This window comes from Lacticaseibacillus thailandensis DSM 22698 = JCM 13996 (assembly GCF_001436135.1).
Taxonomy (GTDB): Bacteria; Bacillota; Bacilli; order Lactobacillales; family Lactobacillaceae; genus Lacticaseibacillus; species Lacticaseibacillus thailandensis.
Window position 1 is genome coordinate 109,838 of record NZ_AYZK01000004.1, and the last position, 26,613, is coordinate 136,450.

22 protein-coding genes and 1 tRNA gene are annotated in these 26,613 nt (G+C 56.7%); 15 read left to right on the top strand and 8 right to left on the bottom strand.

Annotated elements, in window-relative coordinates; translation table 11 throughout:
* Positions 1 to 210: 210 nt before the first annotated feature.
* The 5 genes from FD19_RS10060 to FD19_RS07205 form a co-directional block, all read left to right on the top strand.
* On the top strand, positions 211 to 2,714 hold a 2,504-nt coding region (locus FD19_RS10060; protein WP_420836032.1), incomplete at its 3' end, for a KxYKxGKxW signal peptide domain-containing protein.
* A gap of 275 nt (positions 2,715 to 2,989) precedes the next feature.
* A complete protein-coding gene (locus FD19_RS10065) occupies positions 2,990 to 3,166 on the top strand; it encodes an LPXTG cell wall anchor domain-containing protein (RefSeq protein WP_420836034.1) in 177 nt (58 codons plus the stop codon).
* Positions 3,167 to 3,344: 178 nt separating this feature from the next.
* Entirely contained in the window at positions 3,345 to 4,991 is a 1,647-nt protein-coding gene (locus FD19_RS07195) for a phosphoenolpyruvate carboxykinase (ATP) (RefSeq protein WP_054750667.1), read from the top strand.
* Between the two features lie 183 nt (positions 4,992 to 5,174).
* Entirely contained in the window at positions 5,175 to 6,665 is a 1,491-nt protein-coding gene (locus FD19_RS07200) for a UDP-N-acetylmuramoyl-L-alanyl-D-glutamate--2,6-diaminopimelate ligase (protein WP_054750666.1), read from the top strand.
* A gap of 464 nt (positions 6,666 to 7,129) precedes the next feature.
* Positions 7,130 to 8,110 carry a serine hydrolase gene (locus tag FD19_RS07205; RefSeq protein ID WP_082383881.1) on the top strand — a complete coding sequence of 327 codons (981 nt, stop codon included), beginning with the start codon at positions 7,130 to 7,132 and terminating at the stop codon, positions 8,108 to 8,110.
* 76 nt (positions 8,111 to 8,186) lie between these two features.
* Here FD19_RS07205 and FD19_RS07210 read toward each other — a convergent pair whose 3' ends face one another.
* Entirely contained in the window at positions 8,187 to 9,062 is an 876-nt protein-coding gene (locus tag FD19_RS07210) for an aldose 1-epimerase family protein (RefSeq protein ID WP_056969522.1), read from the bottom strand.
* A gap of 403 nt (positions 9,063 to 9,465) precedes the next feature.
* On the opposite strand from FD19_RS07210, the gene proB reads away from it, so the two are divergent.
* From proB to FD19_RS07225, 3 genes are all read left to right on the top strand, one after another.
* Positions 9,466 to 10,299, top strand: a complete 834-nt coding sequence (proB, locus tag FD19_RS07215) for a glutamate 5-kinase (protein WP_420836033.1) — start codon at positions 9,466 to 9,468, stop codon at positions 10,297 to 10,299.
* 24 nt (positions 10,300 to 10,323) lie between these two features.
* Positions 10,324 to 11,577 (top strand): glutamate-5-semialdehyde dehydrogenase, encoded by a 1,254-nt coding sequence (locus tag FD19_RS07220; protein ID WP_054750663.1) that lies wholly within the window; start codon positions 10,324 to 10,326, stop codon positions 11,575 to 11,577.
* A gap of 90 nt (positions 11,578 to 11,667) precedes the next feature.
* Positions 11,668 to 12,063 (top strand): hypothetical protein, encoded by a 396-nt coding sequence (locus tag FD19_RS07225; protein ID WP_235804146.1) that lies wholly within the window; start codon positions 11,668 to 11,670, stop codon positions 12,061 to 12,063.
* Positions 12,064 to 12,295: 232 nt separating this feature from the next.
* On the opposite strand, the gene FD19_RS07230 is transcribed toward FD19_RS07225, so the two are convergent.
* The gene (locus tag FD19_RS07230; RefSeq protein ID WP_056969524.1) at positions 12,296 to 12,976 is read right to left on the bottom strand and encodes a 2,3-bisphosphoglycerate-dependent phosphoglycerate mutase; all 681 of its coding nucleotides are present in this window, start codon (positions 12,974 to 12,976) and stop codon (positions 12,296 to 12,298) included.
* A 384-nt stretch (positions 12,977 to 13,360) separates the two neighbouring features.
* A tRNA-Glu gene (locus tag FD19_RS07240) sits at positions 13,361 to 13,432 on the bottom strand.
* 388 nt (positions 13,433 to 13,820) lie between these two features.
* On the opposite strand from FD19_RS07240, the gene FD19_RS07245 reads away from it, so the two are divergent.
* A complete protein-coding gene (locus FD19_RS07245) occupies positions 13,821 to 14,852 on the top strand; it encodes a hypothetical protein (RefSeq protein WP_156639666.1) in 1,032 nt (343 codons plus the stop codon).
* A gap of 177 nt (positions 14,853 to 15,029) precedes the next feature.
* Here FD19_RS07245 and FD19_RS07250 read toward each other — a convergent pair whose 3' ends face one another.
* Both FD19_RS07250 and FD19_RS07255 read right to left on the bottom strand, forming a co-directional pair.
* Entirely contained in the window at positions 15,030 to 16,952 is a 1,923-nt protein-coding gene (locus tag FD19_RS07250; RefSeq protein ID WP_056969530.1) for a helix-turn-helix domain-containing protein, read from the bottom strand.
* A 76-nt stretch (positions 16,953 to 17,028) separates the two neighbouring features.
* Positions 17,029 to 18,927, bottom strand: coding sequence for a helix-turn-helix domain-containing protein (locus FD19_RS07255; RefSeq protein WP_054750659.1), 1,899 nt, complete (start codon positions 18,925 to 18,927; stop codon positions 17,029 to 17,031).
* Positions 18,928 to 19,164: 237 nt separating this feature from the next.
* On the opposite strand from FD19_RS07255, the gene FD19_RS07260 reads away from it, so the two are divergent.
* The 6 genes from FD19_RS07260 to FD19_RS09745 all read left to right on the top strand — a co-directional run bounded on the left by FD19_RS07260 (position 19,165) and on the right by FD19_RS09745 (position 22,605).
* Complete coding sequence (locus FD19_RS07260; protein ID WP_054750658.1) at positions 19,165 to 19,500, top strand: hypothetical protein; 336 nt, start codon at positions 19,165 to 19,167, stop codon at positions 19,498 to 19,500.
* Between the two features lie 32 nt (positions 19,501 to 19,532).
* Positions 19,533 to 20,642, top strand: coding sequence for a DUF6287 domain-containing protein (locus tag FD19_RS07265; protein WP_054750657.1), 1,110 nt, complete (start codon positions 19,533 to 19,535; stop codon positions 20,640 to 20,642).
* Between the two features lie 382 nt (positions 20,643 to 21,024).
* Positions 21,025 to 21,627 carry a hypothetical protein gene (locus FD19_RS07270; protein ID WP_056969532.1) on the top strand — a complete coding sequence of 201 codons (603 nt, stop codon included), beginning with the start codon at positions 21,025 to 21,027 and terminating at the stop codon, positions 21,625 to 21,627.
* A 92-nt stretch (positions 21,628 to 21,719) separates the two neighbouring features.
* On the top strand, positions 21,720 to 22,157 hold the full coding sequence (locus tag FD19_RS07275; RefSeq protein WP_056969534.1) for a DUF6287 domain-containing protein: 438 nt from the start codon (positions 21,720 to 21,722) through the stop codon (positions 22,155 to 22,157).
* Between the two features lie 9 nt (positions 22,158 to 22,166).
* Positions 22,167 to 22,376 (top strand): hypothetical protein, encoded by a 210-nt coding sequence (locus FD19_RS07280; protein ID WP_054750654.1) that lies wholly within the window; start codon positions 22,167 to 22,169, stop codon positions 22,374 to 22,376.
* 82 nt (positions 22,377 to 22,458) lie between these two features.
* Positions 22,459 to 22,605 (top strand): hypothetical protein, encoded by a 147-nt coding sequence (locus FD19_RS09745; RefSeq protein ID WP_156321907.1) that lies wholly within the window; start codon positions 22,459 to 22,461, stop codon positions 22,603 to 22,605.
* Positions 22,606 to 22,668: 63 nt separating this feature from the next.
* Here FD19_RS09745 and glpK read toward each other — a convergent pair whose 3' ends face one another.
* The 3 genes from glpK to FD19_RS07295 form a co-directional block, all read right to left on the bottom strand.
* Entirely contained in the window at positions 22,669 to 24,189 is a 1,521-nt protein-coding gene (gene glpK, locus FD19_RS07285; protein WP_054750653.1) for a glycerol kinase GlpK, read from the bottom strand.
* Between the two features lie 211 nt (positions 24,190 to 24,400).
* On the bottom strand, positions 24,401 to 24,730 hold the full coding sequence (locus FD19_RS07290; RefSeq protein WP_054750652.1) for a heavy metal-binding domain-containing protein: 330 nt from the start codon (positions 24,728 to 24,730) through the stop codon (positions 24,401 to 24,403).
* A 286-nt stretch (positions 24,731 to 25,016) separates the two neighbouring features.
* On the bottom strand, positions 25,017 to 26,447 hold the full coding sequence (locus FD19_RS07295; RefSeq protein ID WP_056969536.1) for a C69 family dipeptidase: 1,431 nt from the start codon (positions 26,445 to 26,447) through the stop codon (positions 25,017 to 25,019).
* Between the last annotated feature and the right edge of the window lie 166 nt (positions 26,448 to 26,613).

Here is a 26,613-nt window from a genome sequence, read left to right on the forward strand (position 1 = left end):
CACTGCACGTTGCGGCGAGGGTTCTCCTTATCGGTGGTGTGTAGCGATTGGGTGGTGTGAAGATTAGTTTTTTAATGGTTGCCAGCAGGGGGGGTGTCAAGACCGCACAGGTTGCTGTTGGCAGGCATTGAACGTTGCCAGTACGCTGAAGGTGTCGAGTAATTAGCCTTAGTCCACCGCTAAGCACGGTGGCGATCATGGAGGGAGAACATGAAACGACAGCAACAGCAACGCGGCGTCCGCGCTACCTGGCAACGGGTGATCCGACGAGTGAAATTATTTAAGGCCGGTAGTCGGTGGTGCGCCATGGCTTTGGCGATAGTTGGCGGGGTAGCGGTGAGTGACGTCGCCGTCAATGCCGCGACGACCGCACCGACCACGGCCGCGACGGTGACCGCAACGGTAACGGAGGAGCCAAGCTCTAGTGCGTCAGGCTCGATGGTGGGCAGTGACGCCAAGACTTTGGCTGGTTCCAGTGGGGCCATCGGCACGGTTAGTTCTAGCACGGCAGTCAGCGCGACTACCAGCACTGCGGCTACCAGCACCGCGGCGCGCGCGGATAACAGTGCGGTAGCCAGTAGTGCGGCTACGGTCGCGTCAGCACCGGCACCCGCGAGCAGTGCCGCACCGGAAGCGTCGGCGACCGTAACGGTGACGCCACCCGTAAAACGGCTGGCGGTGACTGACAGTACGACGGAACACCGCCAAGCGGAGGATTACCAGGTTATGACGACCTACGAGGACGAACAGGGGCGGACATTACGGTGGATGGACACGGACCGGACGACGGTCGGACCCGATGGTGAGGGCATCGCGACCCCACCAGTGACAGTGTCTGGACTGGCTTTGAACTACACCCAGTCCACACTCCGGTTCACACGCAATGGGCCAACCCACACACTATCAGTATGGCTTGACCAACTCGGTGACGGGGCGACTTTGGCGACGTTGCTGAGCTATATGGACAACTACTTGTACTGCTACCAGGGTTGGTGGACGGATATGTATGGCCGCTTTGATTTAGTCTACGGCACGCACACCCGCACGGCGACCGGGCCGGCGACGGCGGTGTTGCCAGAGGACTACTACGACTACACACGGCCGGGCGTATTGCCAGACACTGACCCGCAAGTACGGACGCAGGTGCCACCAGCAGTGAGTGTGACCGCGAATGATTACTATGATTACACACGGGCGGGTGTATTGCCGAACAGTGACCCGCAGGTGCGCACTCAGGTAGATCAACCGGGGTTGTGGGTGGACCAGGAGACGTACCAGGCGGCCTTTCCTACTGGCGTATTGCCAGACACCGACCCGCAAATAAGGACACAGGTGCCGCCAGCGGTGAGTGTTGATGCTGATGATTACTACAACTACACGCGTGAAGGTGTATTGCCAGACACTGACCCGCAAGTACGGACGCAGGTACCACCAGCGGTGAGTGTTGATGCTGATGATTACTATGACTACACGCGCGCAGGTGTATTGCCAGACACTGATCCGCAGGTGCGCACCCAGGTAGATCAACCGGGGTTGTGGGTGGATCAGGAGACGTACCAGGCAGCGTTCCCGACCGGCGTATTGCCAGACACTGATCCACAAGTACGGACACAGGTACCGCCAGCGGTGAGTGTTGATGCGGATGATTACTACGATTACACGCGGGCAGGCGTACTGCCGGACACCGACCCGCAAGTACGGACGCAGGTACCGCCAGCGGTGAGCGTTGATGCAGACGATTACTACGACTACACGCGGGCGGGTGTGCTGCCAGACACTGATCCACAAGTACGGACACAGGTACCACCAGCGGTGAGTGTTGATGCGGATGATTACTACGACTACACACAGCCGGGTGTACTGCCGGACACCGACCCGCAAGTGCGGACGCAGGTGCCGCCAGCATTGAGTGTTAACGCCGATGATTACTACGACTACACGCGTGAAGGTGTATTGCCGGATACTGACCCGCAAGTACGGACACAGGTGCCATCAGCTGTGAGCGTTGATGCGGACGATTACTACGACTACACGCCGGCGGGTGTACTGCCGGACACCGACCCGCAAGTGCGGACGCAGGTGCCGCCAGCCGTGAGTGTTGAGTCGGAAGACTACTATGACTACACGCGCGCAGGTGTACTGCCGGACAGTGATCCGCAAGTGCGGACACAGTTGCCACCAGCCGTGAGTGTTGATGCGGATGATTACTATGATTACGCGCGCGCAGGTGTACTGCCGGACACCGACCCGCAAGTACGGACGCAGGTGCCACCAGCGGTGAGTGTTGCCGCGGATAACTACTACGACTATACACAGGCAGGTGCCGAGCCGGACACTGATCCGCAGGTGCGGACGCAAGTAGCCCCAGCCACCAGTGATACAGCCGATGACTATTACGACTACACACAGCCGGGTGTACTGTCAGACACTGACCCGCAAGTACGGACACAGGTACCACCAGCGGTGAGTGTTGATGCGGATGATTACTATGATTACACGCGCGAAGGTGTGCTACCAGACACCGACCCGCAAGCACGGACGCAGGTACCACCAGCGGTGAGTGTTGCCGCGGATGACTACTACGACTACACACAGGCAGGTGCCGAGCCGGACACCGACCCGCAGGTACGGACGCAAGTAGCTCCGGCCACCAGTGTTACAGCCGATGACTATTACGACTACACGCAGGCGGGGGTCCTTCCCGACACCGACCCNGCAGGCGGGGGTCCTTCCCGACACCGACCCGCAGGTACGTACCCGTACCGACGCAGAGTCGCTTTGGGTGGACAGCGCCACGTACCAGGCGGCGTTCCCCCAGGGCGTGCTGCCGGACAGTGACCCACACGAATACACAATCACCGAGGAGGCGGCGGTGGATGTTGTGCCGGGGGCTGAGGGTAATCAGTCGGTGGACCGAAGCAAAGTAGATGTGCCAACCTCGACGGCAGCACCAACCACTATACCCGTAGCGACCGGGGTAGCCCCCCACGTGACGACTAGTTTGGTTGCTACCACCGCGGCCGGTGCACCCGCAACTTTGGCTAACCAGGCGCCGCATACGTTACCGCAAACATCTGAGCACGCACCTAGCATCTGGGCCGCGTTAGGTGTCGGTTTGTTAGCCAGTTGTGGTTTTCTGTGGTACGGCCGGCGCCAAGACGCTTAATGGTGAACAATGAACAGGTGATGGGGGATGCCACGTGGTGCACGCGGTGTGCCCCATTTTTGTTAATGTACATTTTTGCACAAATCCCATTGGCGATAATTGACAGCGCATACATTGCCCACCTAAACTTAATATGAGGTTAGAACTGCAGCCAGAACCATAGATGGAGGACATTAATATGACCACGACTGAACGATTTGCGCGTGGGGCGATTGCGCCAGACAACCGCTTATTTTCGAACTTCAAGGTAATGGTGGAAACCGCGTTTTATGGTAATAACGTGACGCCGGTAGACGATCTGGCCACGGCGTATCACAACGCAGCGACAACACCTGGGGTAATTATCACCGATATGCCGGTAGCCCACGCCGCGGACCTGGGGTTGCCCGCGGACGCGAAGTTACTGGTATCCAATGATGGCAAAGTCGTGGGGCGGACCGCGGCGGCCCGACGCATCATCGGCCAGCCGGGCATCGACTCTGACTACTATGCTGGTATTTTGCGCGAAGCCATCTTTGACGGCACCAGCCGTCAGTTTGACCGTGGCGACGTCATTGTGGGCCTGAGTAATGAGTTTTCTGTACACGCCCACCTGTGCTTGAACCACCGGTCCGCACCCAACTTCTATTCTTACTTACTCAATTTCCAGCTGGCGACGGCGGACGCCCGCGCCCATTATGCGGACTCGGCGGCCTTGCCGGAGGACGACATCTACCTGTACGCGGATCCGGAGTGGTCCCACCCGGACTTTCCGAACGGGCTGGCGCTCTTTGACCCGGCGCACAACGTGGCCGCGGTCCTGGGCCTGCGCTACTTTGGCGAGCTGAAGAAGGCAACCCTGACGCTAGCATGGGCCACTGCCCACCGCAACGGGTTTGTCGCCTGTCATGGCGGCATGAAGCAGTACGACTTGGGCGACCGCAAGTTCACGATGGCGGCGTACGGTCTGTCGGGGTCGGGTAAGTCGACCATCACCTTTGCTAAGCACGGCGATAAGTACAAAGTCACGATTTTGCACGACGACGCGTTTGTCATCAACCAGCAGACGGGTTCGACCACGGCACTGGAGCCGGCCTACTTTGATAAGACCGCTGATTACCACACTTATGACGACGCGGTCCGGTACTTCCTGACCTGCCAAAATGTGGGCGTGACGCTGGATGAGGATGGCAAGAAAGTGATTGTGACCCAGGAACTGCGTAACAACAACGGCCGGGCGGTCAAATCCCGCTACATGACGCCCAACCGGGCTGACCACCTAGCTGAGCCGCTGGATGCGATTTTCTGGATCATGAAGGACGAGACCCTGCCACCAATTCTGCAGATCGATGACCCGGCACTGGCCGCGGTCTTTGGCCTGACGTTGGCGACGAAGCGCTCCACGGCCGAGAACCTGGTGGGACCGGTGGACCGCAATCAGTTAGTCATCGAGCCGTTTGCGAACCCGTTCCGGTGTTACCCACTGGCCGAGGACTATGCGGACTTCAAAGCGTTGTTCCACGACCGCGGGACGGCTTGTTACGTCCTCAACACCGGTTACTACGGCACCACCAAGGTCACCCCGGCGGTCACACTGGGTGCCATCGAACAGGTGGCCAATGAGCGTGGTACCTGGCACGCCTTTGGCCCAGTGCCAGGGATGCAGTACCTGCCCGTGGATGGGTACTCGGTCGACTTTGCTGACGCCGACTACGCCCAGGCGTTCCGGGCCCGGATCCAGGCGCGGCTGGACTTCGTCAACCAGCAGAAGACCGCCATGGAGGGCTATAACCAGCTGCCGGCAGACGCCGCGACGGTCCTGCAAGCGGTGCTGGATCAACTGTAAATTTAGGATCACGCACAAACCGTTACGGCCGGTGGGTCGTAACGGTTTTGTTAGTATATGTTTTCAAGAAAATAGCCTAAAAATCCCGCGAACGGCCGTCACACGGCGTCAGTTTACGTTATACTATGGTTTGTTAGTGTTACAAGAATGTAACAATTATCGGTTTCAGAAAGGAAGAACGGCATGCAGGTACACACGCTGACTAATATTCTCGCTGTTGGGCCCGATGATCGGGACCAACTCAATCACGCCACCACGGAGATCACCATGGTGACGGCTAATACCCGGGAGGTCCGTCCGGGCGCGTGTTTCGTCGCGATTGCCGGGGCCAACTTTGATGGTCACGAGCACCTGGATGAGGTGTTCGCGGCCGGCGCTGTCCTGGCCGTCGTGGAGCGGCCGGTCGCCTTTGAAGGCGCGGGCATGGTGGTGACGGTGCCAGATACGCACAAAGCGCTGGCGGAACTCGCCGCCGCGTTCAACGGCAACCCGAGTCGGGACCTGAACGTGATCGGGGTGACCGGGACGAACGGTAAGACCACGGTGACCCACCTGATCAGTAAGATTCTCGGCGATAACGGCATGAATACAGGTATTATGGGGACGCTGTACAACAAAGTCGGGGACGAAAAGTTGTCGACGGTCAATACCACCTCCGATGCCAACACCATCCAGCGGGTGCTGGCTGCGATGCGTGACGCCGGTAACGCCGCGGCGGCCATTGAGGTCTCCTCGATTGCACTGGACCAGGGCCGCAACTGGGGGACCGACTTTGACACCGCGGTGTTCACGAACCTGACTGAGGACCATCTGGACTACCACAAGACCATGGCGGCCTACTTTGCCGCCAAGAGCCTGCTGTTCAGTGAGTTGGGTAGCGGCCTGAGCCGCAACGGTCGCAGCAAGACGGCCGTCATCAACACCGACGACCCGGCCGGTGTTAAGCTGGTTACGATTGCGCAGCACACGGTCGCCAACGTGATTACCTACGGGGTGGACCACCCCGCTACGGTGCAGGCGACGGACATCGCGACGACCAACCACGGCACGCGGTTCAACCTGCATTTCTACGGGCGGACGTACCCGGTCCACATGCACCTAGTGGGCGAATTCAACGTCTACAACGTGCTGGCCGCCTTTGGGGCTGCGTACGGCCAGGGTATTGCTGTGCCGGACATCATCCGCAGCATTGAAGCCGCAACTGGGGTGCCGGGCCGCTTTCAGCCGGTGCCCAACGACAAAGACGTGGTGGTCCTGGTCGACTACGCGCACACGCCGGACGGCCTGGAGAACGTCTTGACGACCATCCGCAAGTTCGCGAAGCAGCGGATCTTCTGCGTGGTTGGTGCTGGTGGTGACCGTGACCACAACAAGCGCCACATCATGGGCGAGATTGCCGTCCGCTTGGCGACCGACCCCGTGTTCACTTCGGACAACCCACGGACGGAGGACCCTGACAGCATCCTGGATATGGTCGTTAGCGCCGTACCAGCGGATAGCTATCAGCGGTTCACCGACCGGCGGGAAGCCATTCGCTACGCCATCAACGCGGCGCAACCCGGCGACGTTGTCCTGATTGCTGGGAAGGGCCACGAAGACTACCAGATTATCGGCCACACCAAGCACCACTTTGACGACTTTGAAGAAGCCACCGCCGCGTTAAACGCCAAGTAGGCTGTGTTAGTGGTGGTGGGTGGTGCTAGTAATTTTTGTGCACAAGCAAATAAGAATTGTCAGCTAATGTGGAAGCATCGGCTGGCATTTTTTGTTTAACGTTGCCGCGTTGTGCCATCAGTTTATGTCATACCCCTGCTTCAATCGCCCAACCACTAGCGACACACACTTCGCAGCCCAGTTGCGCCCGTGACGGCTGGCCTTCGAAGGTGGTGGGATCGTTACGTTGCAACCCATTGTTCATTGATTGTATCAGCCAGCCGGTGTGTAAACGCCAGCTGGCTTTTTTGCGTCAATATTTAGCATTAATTGACCTTCACCGCGAGCTGATTCATTCATCACCAGCTCCGCCTCAGGTCACCATGTGCCAAAAATTCGTGGTTTCGTCATAATTTGGTTGCAAAGGCGCCACGTGGGCCCGCTACACTGGACGTATTCTGCAATTGGGGGCAATTATTTTGCATATGCATTCACAGGACCGCCGCCACGAACGAATCGTGGCCGCCATTGTCGTCGTTCTCGGCGCCATGGCTGTTGCACTCCTTTTCTGGCGGGCCGCCGGCGACACCCAGGGTCACGGCCAGCACACCCAGGCCGCCACCAGCAGCAGTTCTTCCACCACTAGCGCGGCGACCACCGCCGCCAAGAAGCGCAGCGTGATCCAACGGAACCTGCAACATTACCTGAATGAGGTGACCAAAGACGGGGATGCCAGCGTCAGCTTTTACAGTCTTGACGCTACCAGCGGGTCGGCCGCAGACAGTACCACCGACCAACTGACGTACGGGAACGGCAAAATTGCCGTGGACAGTAACGCCACCACCACCGAGACTTCGGCCAGCACCTATAAGCTGTTCATCGCCGCCTACTTATTACACCTGCATCAGGAGGGTAAGTTTAGTTGGACCACCGCGAACAAAGAGGGCTTCTACCAGATGGTGGTCAATTCCAGCAACACCTTTCCTGAAAGTATTCTCGCGGAGTACGGGCGTACCAGCATCAACGCGTTCATCAAGAGCCAGGAGTGGGCAAACCCCGTCTTCCATGGCGACAGTGAAGCGGCCAGCACCACCAGCCGCAGCCTGCGCCAACTACTACAGGCGCTCGCGGCTGGCACCGGTGTGTTTAGCAACCGTAGTGACCGGCAGTACCTCCTCAGCCTGATGAGCAAGCAGGTCTACCGCGACGGTATCCCCGCCGGCGTGGCGAGCGTCGACAGCGGCGCCACGGTAGCCGATAAGGTCGGTTTCCTCGACGACGTCAACAATGACGCCGGCATCGTCACCACCAGTGACGGCCACCGCTATATTCTGGTGATCATGACCCACGGCCACAACCAAACGACGCTCGACTTTACCCGCGTCAAGGCCATCGCCACTAAGGTGCAGAAGATCGTTTATGGCAGTAGTGCTGGGACCAAGATTGTAGACTACAGTGGCGACTAAACGCCAAAAGCGCCCGCACCAGCGACCGTTGTAGTCGTTGGTGCGGGCGCTATTTTGCGCGCAATGTTTGCTTAATTTACTCCAGTGTCATGGTGTAGCCAAAGTCACTCTGCCCACCCGGGGCGACAGTGGTGTTGCCCGGCTTCTGGTACCAGTCGGTCGGTTGCCCGGACACATCCGGCAGGCCGTGGAACGGCTCGACGCAAACGAACGGTGCGTGCTTGTGTTCCGGACTCCACAGCGTCAGGTACGGGAAGTCGGCCAGGCTCAGCGTGACTTTGTAACTACCATCCTTGCTGGCCAAAGTGGCACTAGTGGCATCCGGCGCGTTGATAATCAGCAGCCCATCATCAAGCAGTTCGTGGCTGAGTGGCAGGGAAGCCCCGTCCGCGGCGGTCAGCGGCTCGACTTTGCCATTGCGGAACGGTACCGGTCCGATGCCGAACTTGGTGAGCGGCAGCTTGGCGCCGGTCAGCGTGACGACGTACTGATCCAGCGGCTGGCTGAGCGCAAAGCCGGGGTGTGACCCCAGCGCAAACGGTAACGGCTGGGCAGAGGTGTTGGCGACGGTGTAGTGGACCGCGAGTCCGGTCACGGTCAGCGTGTAGGTGACGGTGAGGGCAAAGGCAAACGGGTACAGCTTCCGCGTCTCGGCATTGTCATGCAACGTCAGGGTGACGGTGTCGTCGCGACTTTGCGTGACGTCCGTGAATTCAAAGTCGCGGGCAAAGCCGTGCTGGTGCATCGGGTACGTCCGACCGTCGACGACGTACTGGTCGTCGTTGGACCGACCGATGGCGGGAAACAGGATCGGGGCGTGACGGCCCCAGTATTTTCCGGTGGTGTCGGACCAGATGTATTCGCGCCCGTCCTGGCGACGAGTCAACGTGGTGAGCTCGGCGCCGAACGGGTTGACGGTGGCGGTAAATTGTGTGTTAGTGAGTGTAATCAAAGGGTGTCCTCCTCAAAGTCGGGGCGCGCGGCTACCCCAGCGGCACGCCCAACGGTGTGGTACCCCTCAAACTAGAACCAAACACCTACAGTATAAATGACCAACATGCAAAAGTTTACCCTAAATTGCAACCGCCTTGACAAAAGTAAGTCGATGGCCGTATGATAACGACAGGTTTTGGGCCGCGGCCCACCGCCAGTCATAGTAGTGCCTCACAGGGAGAATGGTCACGGACTGCAAGCCGTTCAATGCGCACGAATCCAAGCTGGCAGGAACAGATGAACAAGCATATATGGTAGTCAAAGAGTGAAGCGTTGCTTCGAACGAGGATGGTACCGCCCGGTGAGGGTGCCTCGGTCGGGCAACGCTTTTTGTCACAGGAACGCACGTGGAGGACGGCAACATGATGGCACAGACACGCACAAAACGGGTAGTAGTTAAAATTGGTACAAGTAGCCTCATCTATCCGGATGGCAAAGTGAACCTGCAAACTATCGACCGTCTGGCCTATGCTCTCACCGCCCTGCAGAACCAGGGTTGCGAAGTCCTCCTGGTGTCATCTGGTGCCATCGGGGTCGGCCTCGACATGCTGGGTCAGCACGAGCGCCCCGCCGCCATTGCCGGCCAACAAGCCCTGGCTGCGATTGGTCAATCGCAACTGATGTCGTTGTACACCCGCCGGTTTACTGACTACGGGACAATGGTGGGACAGTTGCTGTTGACGTACGACGTCTTTGATTACCCCGTTAGCCGCATCCACGTGCTTGACACTATTGAAGCGTTACTGGCGCAAAACATTATTCCGGTCATCAACGAAAACGACTCGGTGGCGACTGATGAAATGGATCACCGCACCACCTTTGGCGATAACGATCAGCTCTCCGCCCTTGTTGCGCGGCAAGTGGACGCCGACGTCCTGATCATCATGTCGGACATCGACGGTCTCTACAACGTCGACCCGCGTAAGTACGCCGACGCACACTTGCTGCACCACGTCACGCGGGTAACCGACGCGATTCTCGCCGGCGCCAGTGGCAGCTCGACCCGCTTTGGTACGGGCGGCATGGTCACTAAGCTCAAGGCCGCCAACACAATGATTACGGCGGGCAAAACGATGGTGTTGGTTAACGGCGCCGACCCGCGGGTGGTGCTGCGCGTCATGGCGGGGGAGGACATCGGCACTCGCTTTGCGCCAGCTAACAAGATGCCACACGCGCAATCCGCACAGTCACGGTAAGGAGTTAATAGGAGGAATTTGAACATGGACAACGTACAAACGAACGATTTACAGGCCATGGGTCGCGCAGCCAAAGCCGCGGCGGCCACCCTGGCGCAGTTGCCGGATCCCGACAAGCAGCGGGCCCTTAACGTGATGGCTGACGCCGTGATTGCCGCGACCGACACCATCCTGGCGGCCAACCAGCAGGACCTGGACGGAGCCACCATCGATCCCCGGTTCCTCGACCGGCTACGGTTGACACCCGCTCGCGTGCAGGACATGGCGGCGGGTTTGCGCCAAGTGGCGCAGTTGCCGGACCCAACGGCACAGATCGACCGCGGGTGGGTGACCGAGGACGGGCTGACCATTACCCAGCGGCGCGTACCGCTTGGCGTGGTAGCGATGATTTACGAAGCGCGCCCTAACGTGACCGTAGATGCGGCCGGGCTCACCTTTAAGAGCGGCAACGCCGTTATCCTGCGTGGGGGCAAAGAAGCGTTGCATAGTAACCAGGCTCTGGCTACGACTTTGCGTCACGCCCTGACCAGCATCGACCTGCCTGCCGACGCCGTCCAGCTGATTACCGACCCGAGCCACGCGCTGGCGACGGAGCTGATGCACCTGAATCAGTACGTTGACGTGCTGATCCCGCGTGGTGGGGCCGGCTTGATCAACCGGGTCGTGCAGACGGCAACCGTGCCGGTGATCGAGACCGGGGCGGGCAACTGTCACATCTACGTGGACGACGCGGCGGACCTGGAAATGGCGCGTAAGATCGTCATCAACGCCAAGGTCCAGCGTCCGTCCGTCTGCAACGCGGCTGAAAAGCTGTTGATCAACGCCAGCGTGGCTGATGCCTACCTGCCAGTACTGGCGGCTGACCTGCGTGCGCACGGTGTGGAGCTGCGTGGTGACGACCGGGCCCGCGCCATCGTGCCGGACATGGTGGCGGCAACCGCTGAGGACTGGGATACCGAGTACAACGACTTGATCATGGCGGTCAAAGTCGTGGACGATGTCGATGCCGCAATCGCGCACATCAACGCGCACAACACCAAGCACTCCGAGGTCATCATCACCAACAACTTGGCCCACAGTCGCCGCTTCCAGGACTTGGTTGATGCTGCTTGCGTTTACGTGAACGCTTCGACGCGGTTCACTGACGGCTTTAAGTTTGGCTTTGGTGCTGAAATCGGCATTAGTACGCAGAAATTGCACGCGCGCGGCCCGATGGGGTTGGACGCGCTGACCACCACGAAGTACGAGATCGTCGGTAACGGGCAGGTGCGCGCATAGTGTTGACCAGTCGACGGCGGCCCGCAAAACGGTTATAATGGTTTTCGACGTAATCGCCAGGTGGCGATAGAACAGCGCAGGAGGTGCACGATGGCAGAATCAAAGTCAAAGGCAAAAAACAAGGCAAAAATTCCCGCTAACGCAGTTGAGTTAGCGGTTGGTGACAAGGTTGACGTCGCCAAAGGCACGAGTGTGCCGAATGGCTTCAAGGGCACCGTGGAAAAGATTTACACCAACTCCGCTATGCTCACGATTGACGATTTTGACACGGAGGATTCCGTGGTGGTTGAAGACCTGAAACACAAGACCGTCATCAACTTTGCGAACATCAAGCTTGGGGGCAAGCCCGTTAAGGCGCCGGTCACCGAAGAGGATGAAGCCAAGAACAAGAATAAGAACGCCCGGAAGTCTGGCGCGGTCAAGACCATTAAGCCGGCCAGCGACACGAAGGACACCAAGGACGCTAAGGATACCGAGAAAAAGTAACGCGACCATTGAGTAGCGTGACTATCATTGATTGTTAGCACCCGCACCGTTGACGGTTGGGGGTGCTTTTTTTATGTGCGGCGGAAATGGCCGCTACTGGTTGGCTTGTACACGCATAAAAAAGTGGTGCCGGGCGATTTCTACGAACCGTCCGGTACCACCATGGTGAATTAATTTAAACTGACGTGATGTTTTGCAAAGTTGGTGACAACTTCGCGGGACATCACGTTTTTTATTTCTCCGCTAACGTCACTTTATCCGTAATTGCCAGCCGCTGGTTGAGCGTGTAGACGATGGGGGCGGCGTTGCCAACCTCGACCCCATCAATGTCGGTGTCAGCGATGCCTTCCAGGTGCTTAATGAGGGCCCGCAACGTCGAACCGTGCGCGACGATCAGCTGGTTGTGGCCCGCCCGTAGCTGCGGCACCACCGCGTCGTTCCAGTAGGGCAACAACCGCGCACTGGCGTCGGCTAAGCTCTCACCGGTGGGGATGATACTCGTGGGCCAGTGGGCGTAGCGGCGTTGGTGGTGTGCCCGGGCTAAGTGTGGTGGCTCGGCGGTGTAACTCCGCCGCCACTGGGCCACCTGTTGGCGGCCAAACAACGCCCGCGTTTTGTCCTTGTTCAACCCACGTAGCGCGCCGTAGTGCCGCTCGTTAAGACGCCAACTCTTGGTGATAGGTAGCCAGTTGGCGTGTAACTCGTCCTGAATGATGTAGGCGGTCATGATGGCGCGCCGCAACATCGAAGTGTGAACCGCCGTGAACTGTAGGCCGCTGGCGGCGATCAGTTGGCCAGCAACGTGTGCTTGGGCGCGACCGTGCGCCGTTAAGTCGACGTCGGACCAACCGGTGTAGGTATTATCAAAGTTGGCGGTGCTTTCACCGTGACGAACCAAAACTAGTTGAACCATGTTGCCCCCGTGGATACTGAAATGTAATTACGTCCATTATAGCACCCGGAGAGCGGGTTTCTGCAAATGGTGGAAAAAGCGACCGTAACGCTAGCGGTTGTGGCAATCATCTTGGCATTATTAACGTTATGGCATGACTTTATCGTCTAGGGAAGTTTTACGATGGTTGCAAAGAGGGCCAGCGCCGCGCAAATGCGCGTGGTCAAGAAGTGGGTCCACGGTGACCGCGAGTGGCACGCAAAGCTCAATGCGCGATCAACTACAAAATCGTTTATTCGCGATCCTGACCATGCATTTTGCGTTTTATTCCTGTCAAATAAAAAAGCGAGAAACCCCGCCATAGCGGCATTCCTCGCTGAACAAAACCTGTGTTTGTTTTACTGATCACCCGTACGGGATTCGAACCCGTGTTTTCGCGCTGAGAACGCGACGTCTTAACCCCTTGACCAACGGGCAATGTCAATTAATTGAGCACTATTACATTCTACGGGATTTGACGTGAATGTCAATGGGTTGCGCGTAACTTTTTGGCGTGGACAAGGTCAAACACCGACAGGTACGGCCGGAATTACCGCGGGCGGAAGGCCTAGCCAACGGTGCTCGGTACTGCTCCTGCCGTAATTTTTGCCTCACCTAGCCCCACTAAATTACAAATATGCAAAATCCGGGCAAAAAATCCTGCTATTTTGCTTCTGCAAATACTGCCGTCAAAAAAGGCTTTATATAATGGGGGCACAGTTAAATAGCCCGATTCGCACTTGAGGGTATCGCAATCACGCAAGATGAATTTATTCGTCGAGCTGGGTTGAAACTGGCAGTACTGATTGATTTTGGGGGCAGGAGGATGAAGAGAATGAAGCGTGGGCATAAGTTCTGGGCACTAGCGGTGGGTTTGATGGCGGTACTCGCATTAAGCGCGTGTGGACACCAATCCAAGAAGTTTTATGGGCAAGCGTTGCAATCGCGCAAACCAACCGTGTGGTTACCAATCGATTTTAGGGCCCAAATTGAACAAACTGGCAAGGTCAGCATGGATGCTAGTACGGAGGTTCCAGAAATCTTCGTGGTTAAGAATGGCATGGCGGTGGAATTGTCTGCGGTCACGGCTGGGGATAGTTTACACCCCACTTACTACAGTAGAAAGGACTGGACGGTGCGGTCTTTTGACAAAGCACTGACGTTAGGACAACTAAGCAAAATGTCCACCGATCAGATTATTGCGAAGTACGAAGCGTTGGACAAAAAGACTTATAAATACTACCGGAAATCATTTGTTGATAATGTCGTGGCTAATGGTAATCGCATCATGACTGATGATTACGTTGAGAACGGCTTTGACGGTGACGACGACGTGGACATGCGTATTAATTACGACCGCGATTACGCCCAAAAGTACTTCAACTGGTTGCAAAACACTGCCTCGGGCGATTACGTGGCGCCAACACCGCAAAAGGTCAAGGCTTACATTGCGCCTAATAGCAGTAATAACAAGGGTAAAACGGCCATCCGTGAAAAAGTGGTTTTTGGTCATGCGCAGGTTTGGGGCAAGAAGCAAATGCCCATTGATACTGCGGAATTCGATCGCCGGATGGGCATTCCGGTCCAGGATTCTAACAGCGGTGGTAAGATTTCCAACATGTCATTCAATGCCACCGCCATGCCGGCACTACGTAACAATGGTTGGTGGATGGAATTGTCCGCTAAACCGGACCGTATTGATAAAAAAATTGGTAGTTCACGGTTCTACGGGTTTAGGGCGAGCACGGCCGCGATATTGACGCCCAAAGAAACATTTAAGCGTCTGGGTACGTCCAACACGAAGATCCAACTGGACAAAGCTGGTGATAAGGGCGTGGGTAAATTACACATCCGCTAATACCGTGAGCATGTGTAACCTGAGCGAGCAGCTAAGTAAAGCCCATTCCGGCGCCAGACCGGGATGGGCTTTTGGGGTTACCGCCCAGTTGAGGCGGATGGTACACCCATCGTTGCCATTAACAGTAAAACAGGTGCAGCGGTCTACGGACTACTGCACCTGTTGACGTTAACGTGCTCACGAATCCCGCCGCGGCGATGTGTGCTTCTCTGGGTCAGCGTGCAACCGGCCACTGGCCTGCCAGTACCTGAACACCGACAGGTAGTACAGGAAGACGGTAAACGGGTTGGCGTGAAAAATCACGACGGTGTGCTTGAGCGCGGCGGGGGCAAAGTTGCGCATGGCCTGCTCGGCCCGTAACATTGAGGCCAGCGTGGTGTCAGCCTGTTCGGGAAAGATAAACAAGCGGCAGGCCATCTGTGCGGCCGTGATGGATGTGGTTTCCCGCATGCTGATGGTGGGGTGTTTCTGAATGAGAACCTGCCAAATCTGGTGAATCCGTACAATGTCAGCCGTTTGGAAGTAGATCAATGCACCTTCCGCACTCAGACTCATCAGGTCGTCATTGCTGGTGGTATTCAGGCGGGTATGGCTGAAGATATGGCGCCAAATGGTGTTGAATTGGTCCTTATTCAACATGGCGGGTGAGTTACGCAGCAGGTGAATGTCAGACGCCTGGATCCAACGTGTCGAGGTGACACCCTCCACCGTGGCCGCCGCGCTGCGCTCCACGTGCACGGCGTCGCGCGCATCTTTGAGCGATAACCCGAGCCAGGTCAGCTGCGTCACCGCGTGACGTGCCAGGACGCCATACTTAATAAGGTAGAGGTTACGGGGCTTGGGCGGCAGCGCCGCCAGCTCATTTTGGAGGGCGACCAGGACCCGTTCTTTGGGATCCTTGACGGGCGTGGTGCGAATATGTTCAGAAAAGGCGTTTTCGGGTGACCAGTCCATGGTGCCGAATAAAATTTTGGCGTCTAGCAGTAGCGCGTTGAGGAGCTTAAGTGAAGCGATGAAGCCCAGCTGGGTCTGGCCGTGCTCAAACCGGGACTGGGTCGCTACCGTCCAATCAACGGCAACATCTGCGAGGCTCAGGCCCAGCATGGTACGAATGTGGTGCAGATTGGTGCCGGTAAAAGCCCACGAGGTAAGTTGTTGCGGGTGGACTGCTGGCAGCTGTAAGCCAGCGTTGTGCCATCCGGTAATGCCAGATTGGACGGTGTCCCACAGACTTTGGTAATAGTTGGACAGGTCGTCCATGCCGACGGTGCGCACATCGTGAATGACGTTGCGCACCTCTGCGGCCGTGTTTGCGGTGTCGTGTTCACCCCATCCAAGCACGGCTTGGGCAAAGCGGCGCGGGTAAGCGTCCGCAACGATGTGGGTGCGGACGTCGTATGTGGTGAAGTTGTGATCCAGAACATTCTCCGTGTGCTCCAAAGCCGCGTTGACTTCGCGCGCAAGCCCCAATTCCCGGTGGGCGACGAGCTGGACGAGTAGGATGCCCAGGTCCTCCATGGAGAGACCACTTTGCAGGATATTGTGGTCGTTATAGTTGTTTGCGTAGGCACTAAGCCGGTGGCTGATTAGCGTGAGTAATTCGTGGCTAGCGAAGCGCAAGGCGACGTAAATGGCAAAGCGTTGGGCGACACTCCAGCCCTGATGTGGCTGCAACAACTGCGCCAGCAAATCTTCCTGACTAGGCCGTAAGCGGTGGTTAGGGTTGGTGGGTTCAATTGCTAGTTGGTAAATCATCTTGGTGTACTGGACACCAGGCAGTGGCCGGCTTTCGCGGTGTGCAAGGGTGTATGCCGATGTGTACTGCCGTAGTTGGTTTAGGTCACCATTGATGAAGTCCAGCAACTTATTGTCCGTTAAGTATTCTGGGTCGGTGGCTACGCGGTCCTGGAAGTCCCAACGGTCCATGGCGATATTTTGCATGATTTTCCGCATACGGGTAACACTGATATCCACGTCATCATGTTCAAACCGCGACAAGGTTGACGGCGCGCACCCAGCATCTTTTACCGCCGCAATAAGCGTCAGTCCCCGGTCGTGGCGGAAGCGTTGAATGTAGCGGCCCCAACTGATTTGGTTCATTAGACTCACCTTTCTCTAAATGGCGACACGGTGTGGTCGTGCCGTTTTGCTCGCCTCTGCTGGGGTTGGTCGCCAATCAGCGTTCCGGCCGGGTTGATCCGGGCAGTACCGCCGTTGCGCGCCAGTGCTTGAAGACGTCTAGGTAGTAAATGCAGACGGTAAATGCATCGGGCGGCAATACTGCCTGTTCGGCGGGTGTCGGCATCAGGTTGTGCATGGCTTGTTGCGCCCGGTATAAAGCCGCGATGGTGGTGTCCGCCTGTTCCGGATACATAAACAGCCGGCAAACCATTTCGGTGCCCGTGACGGAGGGAATGAGGGTTGGCTGAAAAATTTCGGTCATCTGCGTCAGGAAGCCCCATAACTGGCGGAGGCGGACCACGTCGGTAGCCTGGTAGTAAATGATGACGCCCTGCGTAGCGACGGCGCCAAACGCGCCGTCGCTACGCGAATCGATCCGCGTGTGACTTAGAACGTGGCGCCACACCTGCACGTACTGTTCCTTGTCCAGCAGGCCAAGGGTGTTAAGCATCCGGTGGACGTCCGATACCCGGATCCAGCGTGTGGCGAGGATTCCTGCCACCGTGGCGTCGGCATATTGTTTGGCACCCATGATGGCACAGGCTTCAGCGAAGGTCTTGCCGTGCCACGTCAGTTGGCCGATGGCGTGGCGACCTAGGACGCCATACTGCATGAGGTAGAGGTTCCGCGGCGTTTTGGGTAGCGCAGCGATTTCGCGCGCCAGCGCAACTTTGACCCGCTGGGTGAAGTCGGGGCCGTGGGTCTGCTCGATGCGCTTGGACAAGGCCGTCTCTGGCGAATCAAACATCACGCCAAAGAGAAACTTGTAGTCGAGCAGGAGGGCATTCAGCAATTTGAGCGAGGCCTTAAACCCTAACTGCGTTTGCCCCTTTTCGAAGCGAGATTGAGTTGCGCTGGTCCAGTCAACGGCCACTTCACCCAGGTCGAGGCCCAAAATGTTGCGGACTTGCCGCAGGTTATCCGCGGTGAAGGCCCATGCGTGCAGCGGTGCCGGAGGTATAGTCGGCGCGTTGAGTGTCACGTCGTGCCAGCTGGTGACGCCGGACTGGATGGTGTCCCAGCATTCCTGGTAGTACTGGGTGATGTAGTCCATCCCCGTATTGCGAATGTCGTGGATCACATCGCGTACATGGGCGCTGGTGATGGCCGTCGGCTCTTCGCGCCAGGCCAGGACGGCTTTGGCAAACTGGTACGGCGCCGCCTCGCCCATGATATGGCCCTTGAGGTCAAAGTTTTCACCGTTGCGCACCAGCGTGGTGTGGGTGTGTTCCAAAGCCGCAGCCACCTGGTGAGCCAGGTCGATTTCGTGCCGAGCGACTAGGTGGACCAGCAGGATGCTCAAATCTTCCATCGTGACACTGTAACTTTGAATGCTGTCATCGTCGTAAGCCAGGGCAAAACGACTCAGGCGGATACTCATCACGCTTAACAGCTCGTGGCTGGCAAACCGCAACGCGACGTAGATGGCAAACCGTTGGGCGATGTTCCAGCCCTGAAACGGCTGGAGCAATTGGGCCAACAACTGTTCTTGGTCGCGTTGTAGGCGGCGGATGGGCGTGGCGGGTTCGATGGCGAGACGGTAGATCAGTTTGGTGTAAGCCACCGCTGGCATCGGACGCTGCTCCGAGTGCTGGGCGCTATAGGCCGCGGCCAACTGGCGTAAACGGTCGGTCTTCCCGCTCATAAAGTAGTACAACTTATTATCCGTGAAGTATTCCGCGTTGTCGGTGACGTGCTCGCGGAAATCCCAGGTGTTCATGACCAAGTTGGCCATGATCTGCTTCATACTATTGATACTAATATCCGCCTCATCCCGTTCAAACCGCGACAAGGTCGACGGTGCGCAGTGTGCGCCTTTGACCGCCTCCGCGAGGGACATCCCCCGGTCTTTGCGGAAGCGGCGCATAAAGTGGCCCCAACTTGTTTGTTCCATATAGACTTGCCTCCAACTTATCTATAAATAGCCCTATGATTCGCACAATTGTAATATCGCGCAGAATTACCCAAAGCTCAATGGTCGAAATTACATATATGCAAAATCTAGGCAGAAAAGCAGCTAAATTTGCGCGTATAAATTGTGGACCTAGAAACATGTCCATAAAATAATAATCAGGTTGTGGGTGGTCGCAACCAAGTCGGGTCATATTTGAAAATGGGAGGGGCAAAAATTATGAAGAAGCGGATTAAGCCTAGTTGGCTGATTGGCATCGCGGTGGTGGCCGTGGTGGTCATTGTAGGTGTAGTCATGGTCATGCCGAAGCACCTGAGTGGTTCGTACTCAGCCAAGGTGCAAATCTTATGGTCCACATCGACGGATACACTCGAGTTTAAGGGCAATAAGGTGCACGAAAAGGGCACCCACAATAACGGAACGTACAAAATCAAAGGTAACAAGTTGGACATGACGCTGGATGGTGATCATAAAACAGCGACGTTGTCGAAGGACAAAAAGTCCTTCGACCTGACGGCATTTGGAATGAAGTTACATTACACCAAGGATAAGTGATTATTGTGAGTAACTTTGGGGGAGGCAAAATAATGCAACACGGAATTAAGCGTCTAGTAACTACGTTGGTGGTCGCCAGCGGGGTGGTCCTGTTGGCCGCTTGTGTTGGGCACAACACCAGCAGCACCAGTAGCAGTAGCGCAAGTAGTACGACGCACGCGCGGGTGGCCAACTTGTCTGGCAAGTACTACTTTGTGCAGTACGCGCCGGCCAAGGCCCAAAGCAGTACCTACCGCGTCCATGCGTTGGTACTCCACCGGCGGGGTAGTAGTAATCAACGCTATGTGGCCCAAGAAATTGGGATGGGTGGCACCAAGCGTAGCCGGGGTCAGCTCGTGGTGAAGAGTAACCGGGTCAGCCTGACGTTACCGCATCATTCCTGGACGTTGGATAAGGGACGGCAAGGTTATGTGGCCGCGGGCACCGACATCAGCAAAATCGAGGCGCTCACGTTTACCTTTCACAAAGGTGTTCTGGGTATCGGCAGTAATCCGGTGCGCTTCTATAGTCAACGGACCACGAAGGGTAAGCAGTATGCGGCCGTGCAGGCGGGCAAGCGGACCTGGGCCCAGGCTTTCCCGTCCAAACACCAACAGACGGCTCAAGCCAGCTCTAGCAGTAGTGCCAGCAACAGTAGTAGTTCGAGCAGTAGTAGTGCGGCTACCAGTTCATCAAGCAAGCAGGCCGCCGCAAAAGCATCGTCAACCAACTCGGGGATGAACCTAACGCAAATTCAACAGGGCAATTACTCTAGTCTGGCCGGTTCATGGCAAGAAGTTGCGGTGGCCGGTAACAATCTGGGTGGTCAGCCAGGATATAACTGGAGCCAGGACAGCCAGCGGCTAACTGACCAGTTGACGGTCACGAACAACCAGGTCACGACGACCGAGTTTACCTTATCCGGCAGTAGCTTCAACATTGACGGGACGGATTCCGCCGTTAAATTTGGGCAAAATGCTGGTGCTCTAGAAGCTGATTTGGTCAACCAGGATGTCACCACGAACTACAGTATTGAGTTTTATCCGCGTGGTACCGCGGTGAACAAGCAGTTCAACAACGGGGTGACTGACGACACCAGCAAGAACCGCATCGTCGTTTGGAGCAGTAATAACGGTTATACACAGTATTTTGTGCAGCAATAATTTTTGGGTTATGGGTATTGGGATAAATAGCCGTGCCACCAACAAGGCGGCTAGTAGCAGTGCGGTAACCAGCGCTGCACGCGGATCTGGCCAATGCGGATGACCGTACGAGCTACAGCATAGAGGTTCTATCCGCGTGGTGTGCCCGCAGCCGACCAAGAGTTTAACCATGGAGTGACAGGCGATACTACTAAGAACCGGATTTGCGTATGGCCTAGTATCGGGTTGATTGATTATTTTGTTCCGCAGCAATTTTGGGGAAAGTTAACGGTGATAACTTGTCGCCTTAAATCGAGTAATTGTGGTCACTACACTATTTTTCTAGGCATTATCAGTTATACAAAAAAGTGAATAAAGGGATAAAACGTGGAGGAAACATATTATGACTAAAGACGAAATTTTGGCTTACCTGAACAAGAAGAAGCAACTGACTGCCGACGCGCAGGACGCGCGGCATGAGATTTATGTAGCGCGTCAGCAGTTAGCAGCTACTAAGCACTTTTTTAAGAAGTGGATGATCTTGACACCCATCCTATGGCTTATCGTGCTGATAGTATTCGGTGCATTTTTGGGATCGTCCACTGTGGATAGGTACGTTCCCAGTATTTTTACTTTTGCCTGCATTGCTTTCATAGCGTATCTCATCTATCGTCGGATTGTTGGCGGCGTGGCCGCGAACAAGGCGATTGCTGCCGGAGAGAACCACTTACGCAGTGCAGAACAAAATCCTGACTATATTCGTGGTATGCAAGACTTCCCGCAAGAGTTTTACAGCTACTGGACGATTGACCGCTTAATGCACCTAGTGCAGGAAAACCGGGCGACGACTTTGCAAGAAGCCTTTAACGTGGCAGAAAATCAGGACTTCCAGCACGACCAGCTATCCCTGCAGCAGCAGAACTTGGCAGTATCGGAGTCGACCAACAAGATGGCGACCGTTTCGGCCGTTGCCAACGTCTTTACGGCGTTCAACACACGCAAGTAGGCTGCGGGAGGAGTAGCAACCCTTAACGGCACGGCCACTGCCACCCTGAGGAGGCGGCGACGGTGCCGTTGGTCTGGTTGCACTAAATTAATATGGTCAAACAAATTAGCACTTTAATCGTTGGTACGGTGGTCGCGCTCACCCTCGCTGGTTGTGGTAGCCACCAGCAGCGGGGGGCCTCCAGCAGTAGCCACAACCGCGCAGCCAGGACCAGCCACCAGCATAACGTCACGGTACGCAAGGCGAAGGTGGCGCGGTCGTCCAAATCGAGCGCCGCGACCGCGAGCAGTAGCGCAGCTAGCAGCGCTGCCCAGACGTCCAGCCAGGCCAGCAACAGTAGTCAAGCTGCTGGTGCCAGCTTGAACGTTGCGGCCGTTGCCCAGGAGAACTTCAGCAGTCTGGTCGGCACGTGGACCAACCCGCAAACGGGGGCCACACTGGTGGTGACGAACCAAACGTTGGTGCAGCCGGGTAACGAATACCAAGGGGTCACCAAGGGCGCCGTAGTCAGTGGGCACGATGTTGATTGACATCCCGAAGTGATTGTGCGCAACGCGGATACCGCGACTAACGGGACCCTAGCGGTCACGGGCTGTTACTTTGGTGGCGTTCCGGCGACGACGCCGATGCTCTTAGTGCAGCGAGGCGCCAAAGGGGCGGCCAATGATGATTCGGATAGTAGTCGCGACCGCATTATCTTCGGTGCCGGCCAGGGCGGCTTTGCTGATGAGGCTTACTACCGGCAGTAGCAGGTAGTGACAGCTACCTGTAAGCGCTGTTATACTGTCAACGTAGGCATGATAGCGGCGTTTAGTAGCAGGAGGCAGCAAGATGGCGGACCGCAAAGTAGTGATCAACGGAATTTTAGCGACGGTGTCTGGCGGGGTGACCCTGTTGAGTGGGGCACTCGGGCTCGCAGCCGGTGTGCTCACGATTATTCGGGGGATGCGCGGTGCGGGTGACCGGTCGGCAAAGTAACATGGAGTATACGCAAAGGCGCCACTGATGACAACGAAGGTTGTCAGTGGCGCCTCTTTGCGTCTACACGGGGGTCTGGTTTGGGTTGGGTTTGAACATCATCGTGGCCCGGACGGCTTGTTGCCAACCGGCATAGAGTCCCTCGCGGCGGTTGGCGTCCATCTGTGGGGTGAACCGCCGGCCGACTTGGGCGAGGTGTTGCAGCTCATCGGTGTCAGCCCAGTAGTTGACGGCCAGTCCGGCGAGAAATGCGGCGCCCATCGCCGTGGTTTCCAGGTTAGCGGCGCGTTCAACGGGGGTACCAAGTATGTCAGCTTGGAATTGCATCAGGTAGTCGTTGTTGGCCGCACCACCGTCGACCCGCAGCACTGGCATCGGAATGTGGGTATCGTGGCTCATGGTGTCGACCACGTCGCGACTTTGGTATGCCAGTGATTGTAGGGTCGCCTTGATAAAGTCGTTGCGCGTGGTGCCCCGGGTGAGGCCAAAGACGGCCCCGCGGGCATCCGCGTCCCAGTACGGTGCGCCCAGGCCGGTGAAGGCGGGCACGACGTAGACCTCATCCTGGCTGGTGGACTCGCGGGCGGCCTGCTCGGAGTCGGGTGCGCTGGGCACCAACTCCATGGCGTCGCGCAGCCACTGGATGGCGCTGCCGGCGACGAACACGGATCCTTCCAGAGCGTAATTAACTTGACCATGTAGTCCGTACGCGATGGTCGTCAACAGGTTATTGGCGGACATAACGGGTTCGGTGCCGGTGTTCATGACGATAAACGAACCGGTGCCATAGGTGTTTTTGACCATTCCTGGCTGGAGCGCCAGTTGCCCGAACAGGGCGCTTTGCTGGTCACCGGCCATCCCCGCGATGGGCACGCTACTCCCGTAGAAGTGGTAACTGGCGGTATGCCCATAAATTTCGGAGTTGCTGCGCACCGTCGGCAACATGGCCCGCGGAATGTTGAGTAGCCGCAAAATATCGTCGTCCCACTGCAGGGTGTGGATGTTGAATAGCATTGTGCGGCTGGCGTTAGTGTAGTCGGTGACGTGAATTTGACCGCCCGACAACTTCCAGGCGATCCAGGTGTCGATGGTGCCAAAGAGGAGTTCACCACGCTCGGCGCGTGCCTGCGCGCCGGGTACGTGGTCGAGAATCCAGCGAATCTTGGTGGCGGAAAAATAGGCGTCAATGCGCAATCCGGTGTGTTCGTGAATTAGGTCACCGGCCCCTTCGGCTTGTAGTTGGGCGGCGATGGCGTTGGTCTGGCGGGATTGCCAAACAATGGCGTTGTAGATGGGTAACCCCGTGGCTTTGTCCCACACGATCGTGGTTTCGCGCTGGTTGGTGATGCCAACGGCGGCAATCTGCTTCGGCTGGATGCCGCTGTTGATGAACGTGTTAGCGATGGTGGAAAGGACGGCGTTCCAGATTTCGTTGGCGTTGTGTTCGACCCAGCCGGGCTGGGGAAAGTACTGGGTGAATTCACTTTGCGCGTCGGCGACCACGTGGCCGTCATGGTCAAGGATCAACGCGCGGGTGCTCGTGGTGCCCTCGTCAATGGCGAGGATGTATTTAGTAGTGGCCATAGTTTACGCTCCCTTGATAGCAGTAATGGTGACGCTTACAAATAATGGTACCAGTCCGGTGGGGAGAGGTAAATATGGCGGGCAGAATTTGCCTAGGGGGAAACTAAAACGGCTTCCCCCAATGTGGGTCAGCCGTAAAAAGTAGGGTGGTGTTTTAATGCCGGTTGCTTAACTTGACGCCAGACGATGACTGGTGGCGTTGGGTCAGGTATTAATCCGTGAACCGCACGGCCGTCCCGTACGCCACGACGCTTTGCATGTCGCCGCCGATGGAACCAGAGTCGAAGCGCATCATGACCACGGCGTCAGCGCCCTGTTTGGCCGCCTCGTCGCGTAAACGCTCGATGGCTTTGGTACGGGAATCGTGCAACATACTGGTGTAGGCCTTGATTTCGCCCCCGACCAGATTCTTAAGGCCGGCGCCGATGTTGGAGACCACGTTCTTAGATTGGGTGGTCAGGCCGAACACTTCGCCGATGATGGTGTAGGTGTGTCCGGGAATGTTTTCGGTGGTGGTGATGAGTAAGGTGTTGTTATCCATAGTGATTACCTCCAAAGTGTATAGTTAACTAAAGATGACCGGGTTCCGACCGTGATGAGGTCAAAGATGACTGCTCACACTCACGGGGTTTCCTGCTCCAAAAATAATGGTTGCCGTAACACATATTCATTATCGTTGATGCGTGAGCAGGCGGTATCCGTCTTGGGGCTGATTTTATTATTGCTTTAATGCCGAACCCAAAGAAAAACCACCAACCTGGTGGCAACAGTCAGCAGGTTGGTGGTCCTCCGGGTAGCCGCAAGTGCGGCCCCCGGTCCAATTGTAATTACAGGTTCTTGTCCATATCGAACGTCAAGCGCGACAGGTTGATACTTTGCATCAGCATGTCGTTGATTTGGGCCTTAGTGGCGGCTTTGGCTTCAGCAACGATCTTGTAGTTAGCCTCAGTCAGGGCCTTGGTCAGGTCTTTGCCACTCAGTTCGCTAGCCGCGGCGTCAGTTTCCGCGACGTGCTCACGGAAGCGGCGGTACAGGGCAGTCAGGTAGTCCCGGTTTTGCTGAATGAACTTACTGTAGTGACTCTCAGTAATGGTGGACAGCGTCCGGTACATCCAGTAAGCGGAGTCGACATCCGTGTCGAGCTTCAGTGGCGTCGTACTGTACGACGGGTCGGTGTCGTTGGCGTTGGTGTAGAACGGCACGTACGGGCTGAACGTTGGGTAGCCCAGGCACAGCCACATGATACCTTCCGCCCCCGCTGGCGCGTTGTCGCGCACCTGCAGGACGTGGGAGTTCTGGGTCCGATTCAAGCCGATTGGCCGGTAACGGAGCCGGTCGCGCTCGTCACCATCGTGGCCGAACGGATCGTACTTAGTCTCATTGTAGTGACTACCTAGGATCTGCGCGATGTCTTCCACAGAAATCTTGTGGTTCGTCCGCATGATGAACGGGAGGTCGGCGGATTCAGGTTCGTCCGGGACTTCGGGGTTCAGCACGTGGTGGGCGTACCATACACGCGGCGTGTTGTAGTGGCGGTCCTTTTCGTTCATGGTGCCAAAGATGTGACGGAAGTTCCAGCCTTCTTTGTCGGTGTTCAGGTGGTTATCCTCAACGAACTCGCGGATACCTTCACTCCAAGCAAAGTTGTCGGTGTCGTCAAAGTCGACCTGCTGGATGGCTACCTGGTTGGCGGCCACGGCGTAGGCATCGTCGGGGATGCGCTGAGCAACCCAGTGGTGACCCGTGACGATTTCCATGTACCACACGCTGTCACGGTCGGAGAACAGCACCGAGTTACCAGCTGGGGAACCGTATTGCTTGATCAATTGGCCGAGGTATTCGACTCCGTGGCGGGCGGATTCGATGAAGGGCAGGGTCATGTTCACGATCAAGTCTTCATCCAGGCCGTCTTTGACCAACGGGTCGTGGGCCAGGGCACGTTCGTTACCATAAGTACTTTCAGTTGCACTCATGGCCACGTTCTTTTCGTTAATGCCGCTTTCTTCGTAGTCACCGAGGTGCTCGCGGTCGACGTTGGGCACGGCGTTGTAACGGTAGCCGTTTTCGGGTAGTTCGGCGGTAAAGCCGTTCAGGGGTGACGTGACCGTCTGGCCCTTCTTACCCTTCCAACCGGGGTGCATATAGAAGCGCTGTGGGGTCAGGGGCAGGAACGTATCGTCGTTGCGGGCAATCATCGTTGTGCCGTCCAGGCTAGCAGCTTTGCCGACCAGGATCGAGGTACATGCGGATAAACTCATAAACTTTCTCCCTCTTTCGTCATTAGTACCTTCAGTTTACTCTGGTTGCTCATAAATTGCATTGAAAAGTTGGCTGAAAGTGTTGACGGCGGCCCGGAAAGCGCGGTAAGATATTTCCCGTGCTCAGCGCACGCAAATAATGATATTGGGTATTAGCGAAGTGGTA

What these genes read in the sequence shown, in the direction of transcription:
- FD19_RS07195 (WP_054750667.1), top strand. Translation starts at nt 3,345, where the DNA reads ATGACCACGACTGAACGATTTGCGCGTGGGGCGATTGCGCCAGACAAC.
- FD19_RS07200 (WP_054750666.1), top strand. Translation starts at nt 5,175, where the DNA reads ATGCAGGTACACACGCTGACTAATATTCTCGCTGTTGGGCCCGATGAT.
- FD19_RS07205 (WP_082383881.1), top strand. Translation starts at nt 7,130, where the DNA reads ATGCATTCACAGGACCGCCGCCACGAACGAATCGTGGCCGCCATTGTC.
- proB (WP_420836033.1), top strand. Translation starts at nt 9,466, where the DNA reads ATGATGGCACAGACACGCACAAAACGGGTAGTAGTTAAAATTGGTACA.
- FD19_RS07220 (WP_054750663.1), top strand. Translation starts at nt 10,324, where the DNA reads ATGGACAACGTACAAACGAACGATTTACAGGCCATGGGTCGCGCAGCC.
- FD19_RS07225 (WP_235804146.1), top strand. Translation starts at nt 11,668, where the DNA reads ATGGCAGAATCAAAGTCAAAGGCAAAAAACAAGGCAAAAATTCCCGCT.
- FD19_RS07230 (WP_056969524.1), bottom strand. Translation starts at nt 12,976, where the DNA reads ATGGTTCAACTAGTTTTGGTTCGTCACGGTGAAAGCACCGCCAACTTT.
- FD19_RS07245 (WP_156639666.1), top strand. Translation starts at nt 13,821, where the DNA reads ATGAAGAGAATGAAGCGTGGGCATAAGTTCTGGGCACTAGCGGTGGGT.
- FD19_RS07250 (WP_056969530.1), bottom strand. Translation starts at nt 16,952, where the DNA reads ATGAACCAAATCAGTTGGGGCCGCTACATTCAACGCTTCCGCCACGAC.
- FD19_RS07255 (WP_054750659.1), bottom strand. Translation starts at nt 18,927, where the DNA reads ATGGAACAAACAAGTTGGGGCCACTTTATGCGCCGCTTCCGCAAAGAC.
- FD19_RS07260 (WP_054750658.1), top strand. Translation starts at nt 19,165, where the DNA reads ATGAAGAAGCGGATTAAGCCTAGTTGGCTGATTGGCATCGCGGTGGTG.
- FD19_RS07265 (WP_054750657.1), top strand. Translation starts at nt 19,533, where the DNA reads ATGCAACACGGAATTAAGCGTCTAGTAACTACGTTGGTGGTCGCCAGC.
- FD19_RS07270 (WP_056969532.1), top strand. Translation starts at nt 21,025, where the DNA reads ATGACTAAAGACGAAATTTTGGCTTACCTGAACAAGAAGAAGCAACTG.
- FD19_RS07275 (WP_056969534.1), top strand. Translation starts at nt 21,720, where the DNA reads ATGGTCAAACAAATTAGCACTTTAATCGTTGGTACGGTGGTCGCGCTC.
- FD19_RS09745 (WP_156321907.1), top strand. Translation starts at nt 22,459, where the DNA reads ATGGCGGACCGCAAAGTAGTGATCAACGGAATTTTAGCGACGGTGTCT.
- glpK (WP_054750653.1), bottom strand. Translation starts at nt 24,189, where the DNA reads ATGGCCACTACTAAATACATCCTCGCCATTGACGAGGGCACCACGAGC.
- FD19_RS07290 (WP_054750652.1), bottom strand. Translation starts at nt 24,730, where the DNA reads ATGGATAACAACACCTTACTCATCACCACCACCGAAAACATTCCCGGA.
- FD19_RS07295 (WP_056969536.1), bottom strand. Translation starts at nt 26,447, where the DNA reads ATGAGTTTATCCGCATGTACCTCGATCCTGGTCGGCAAAGCTGCTAGC.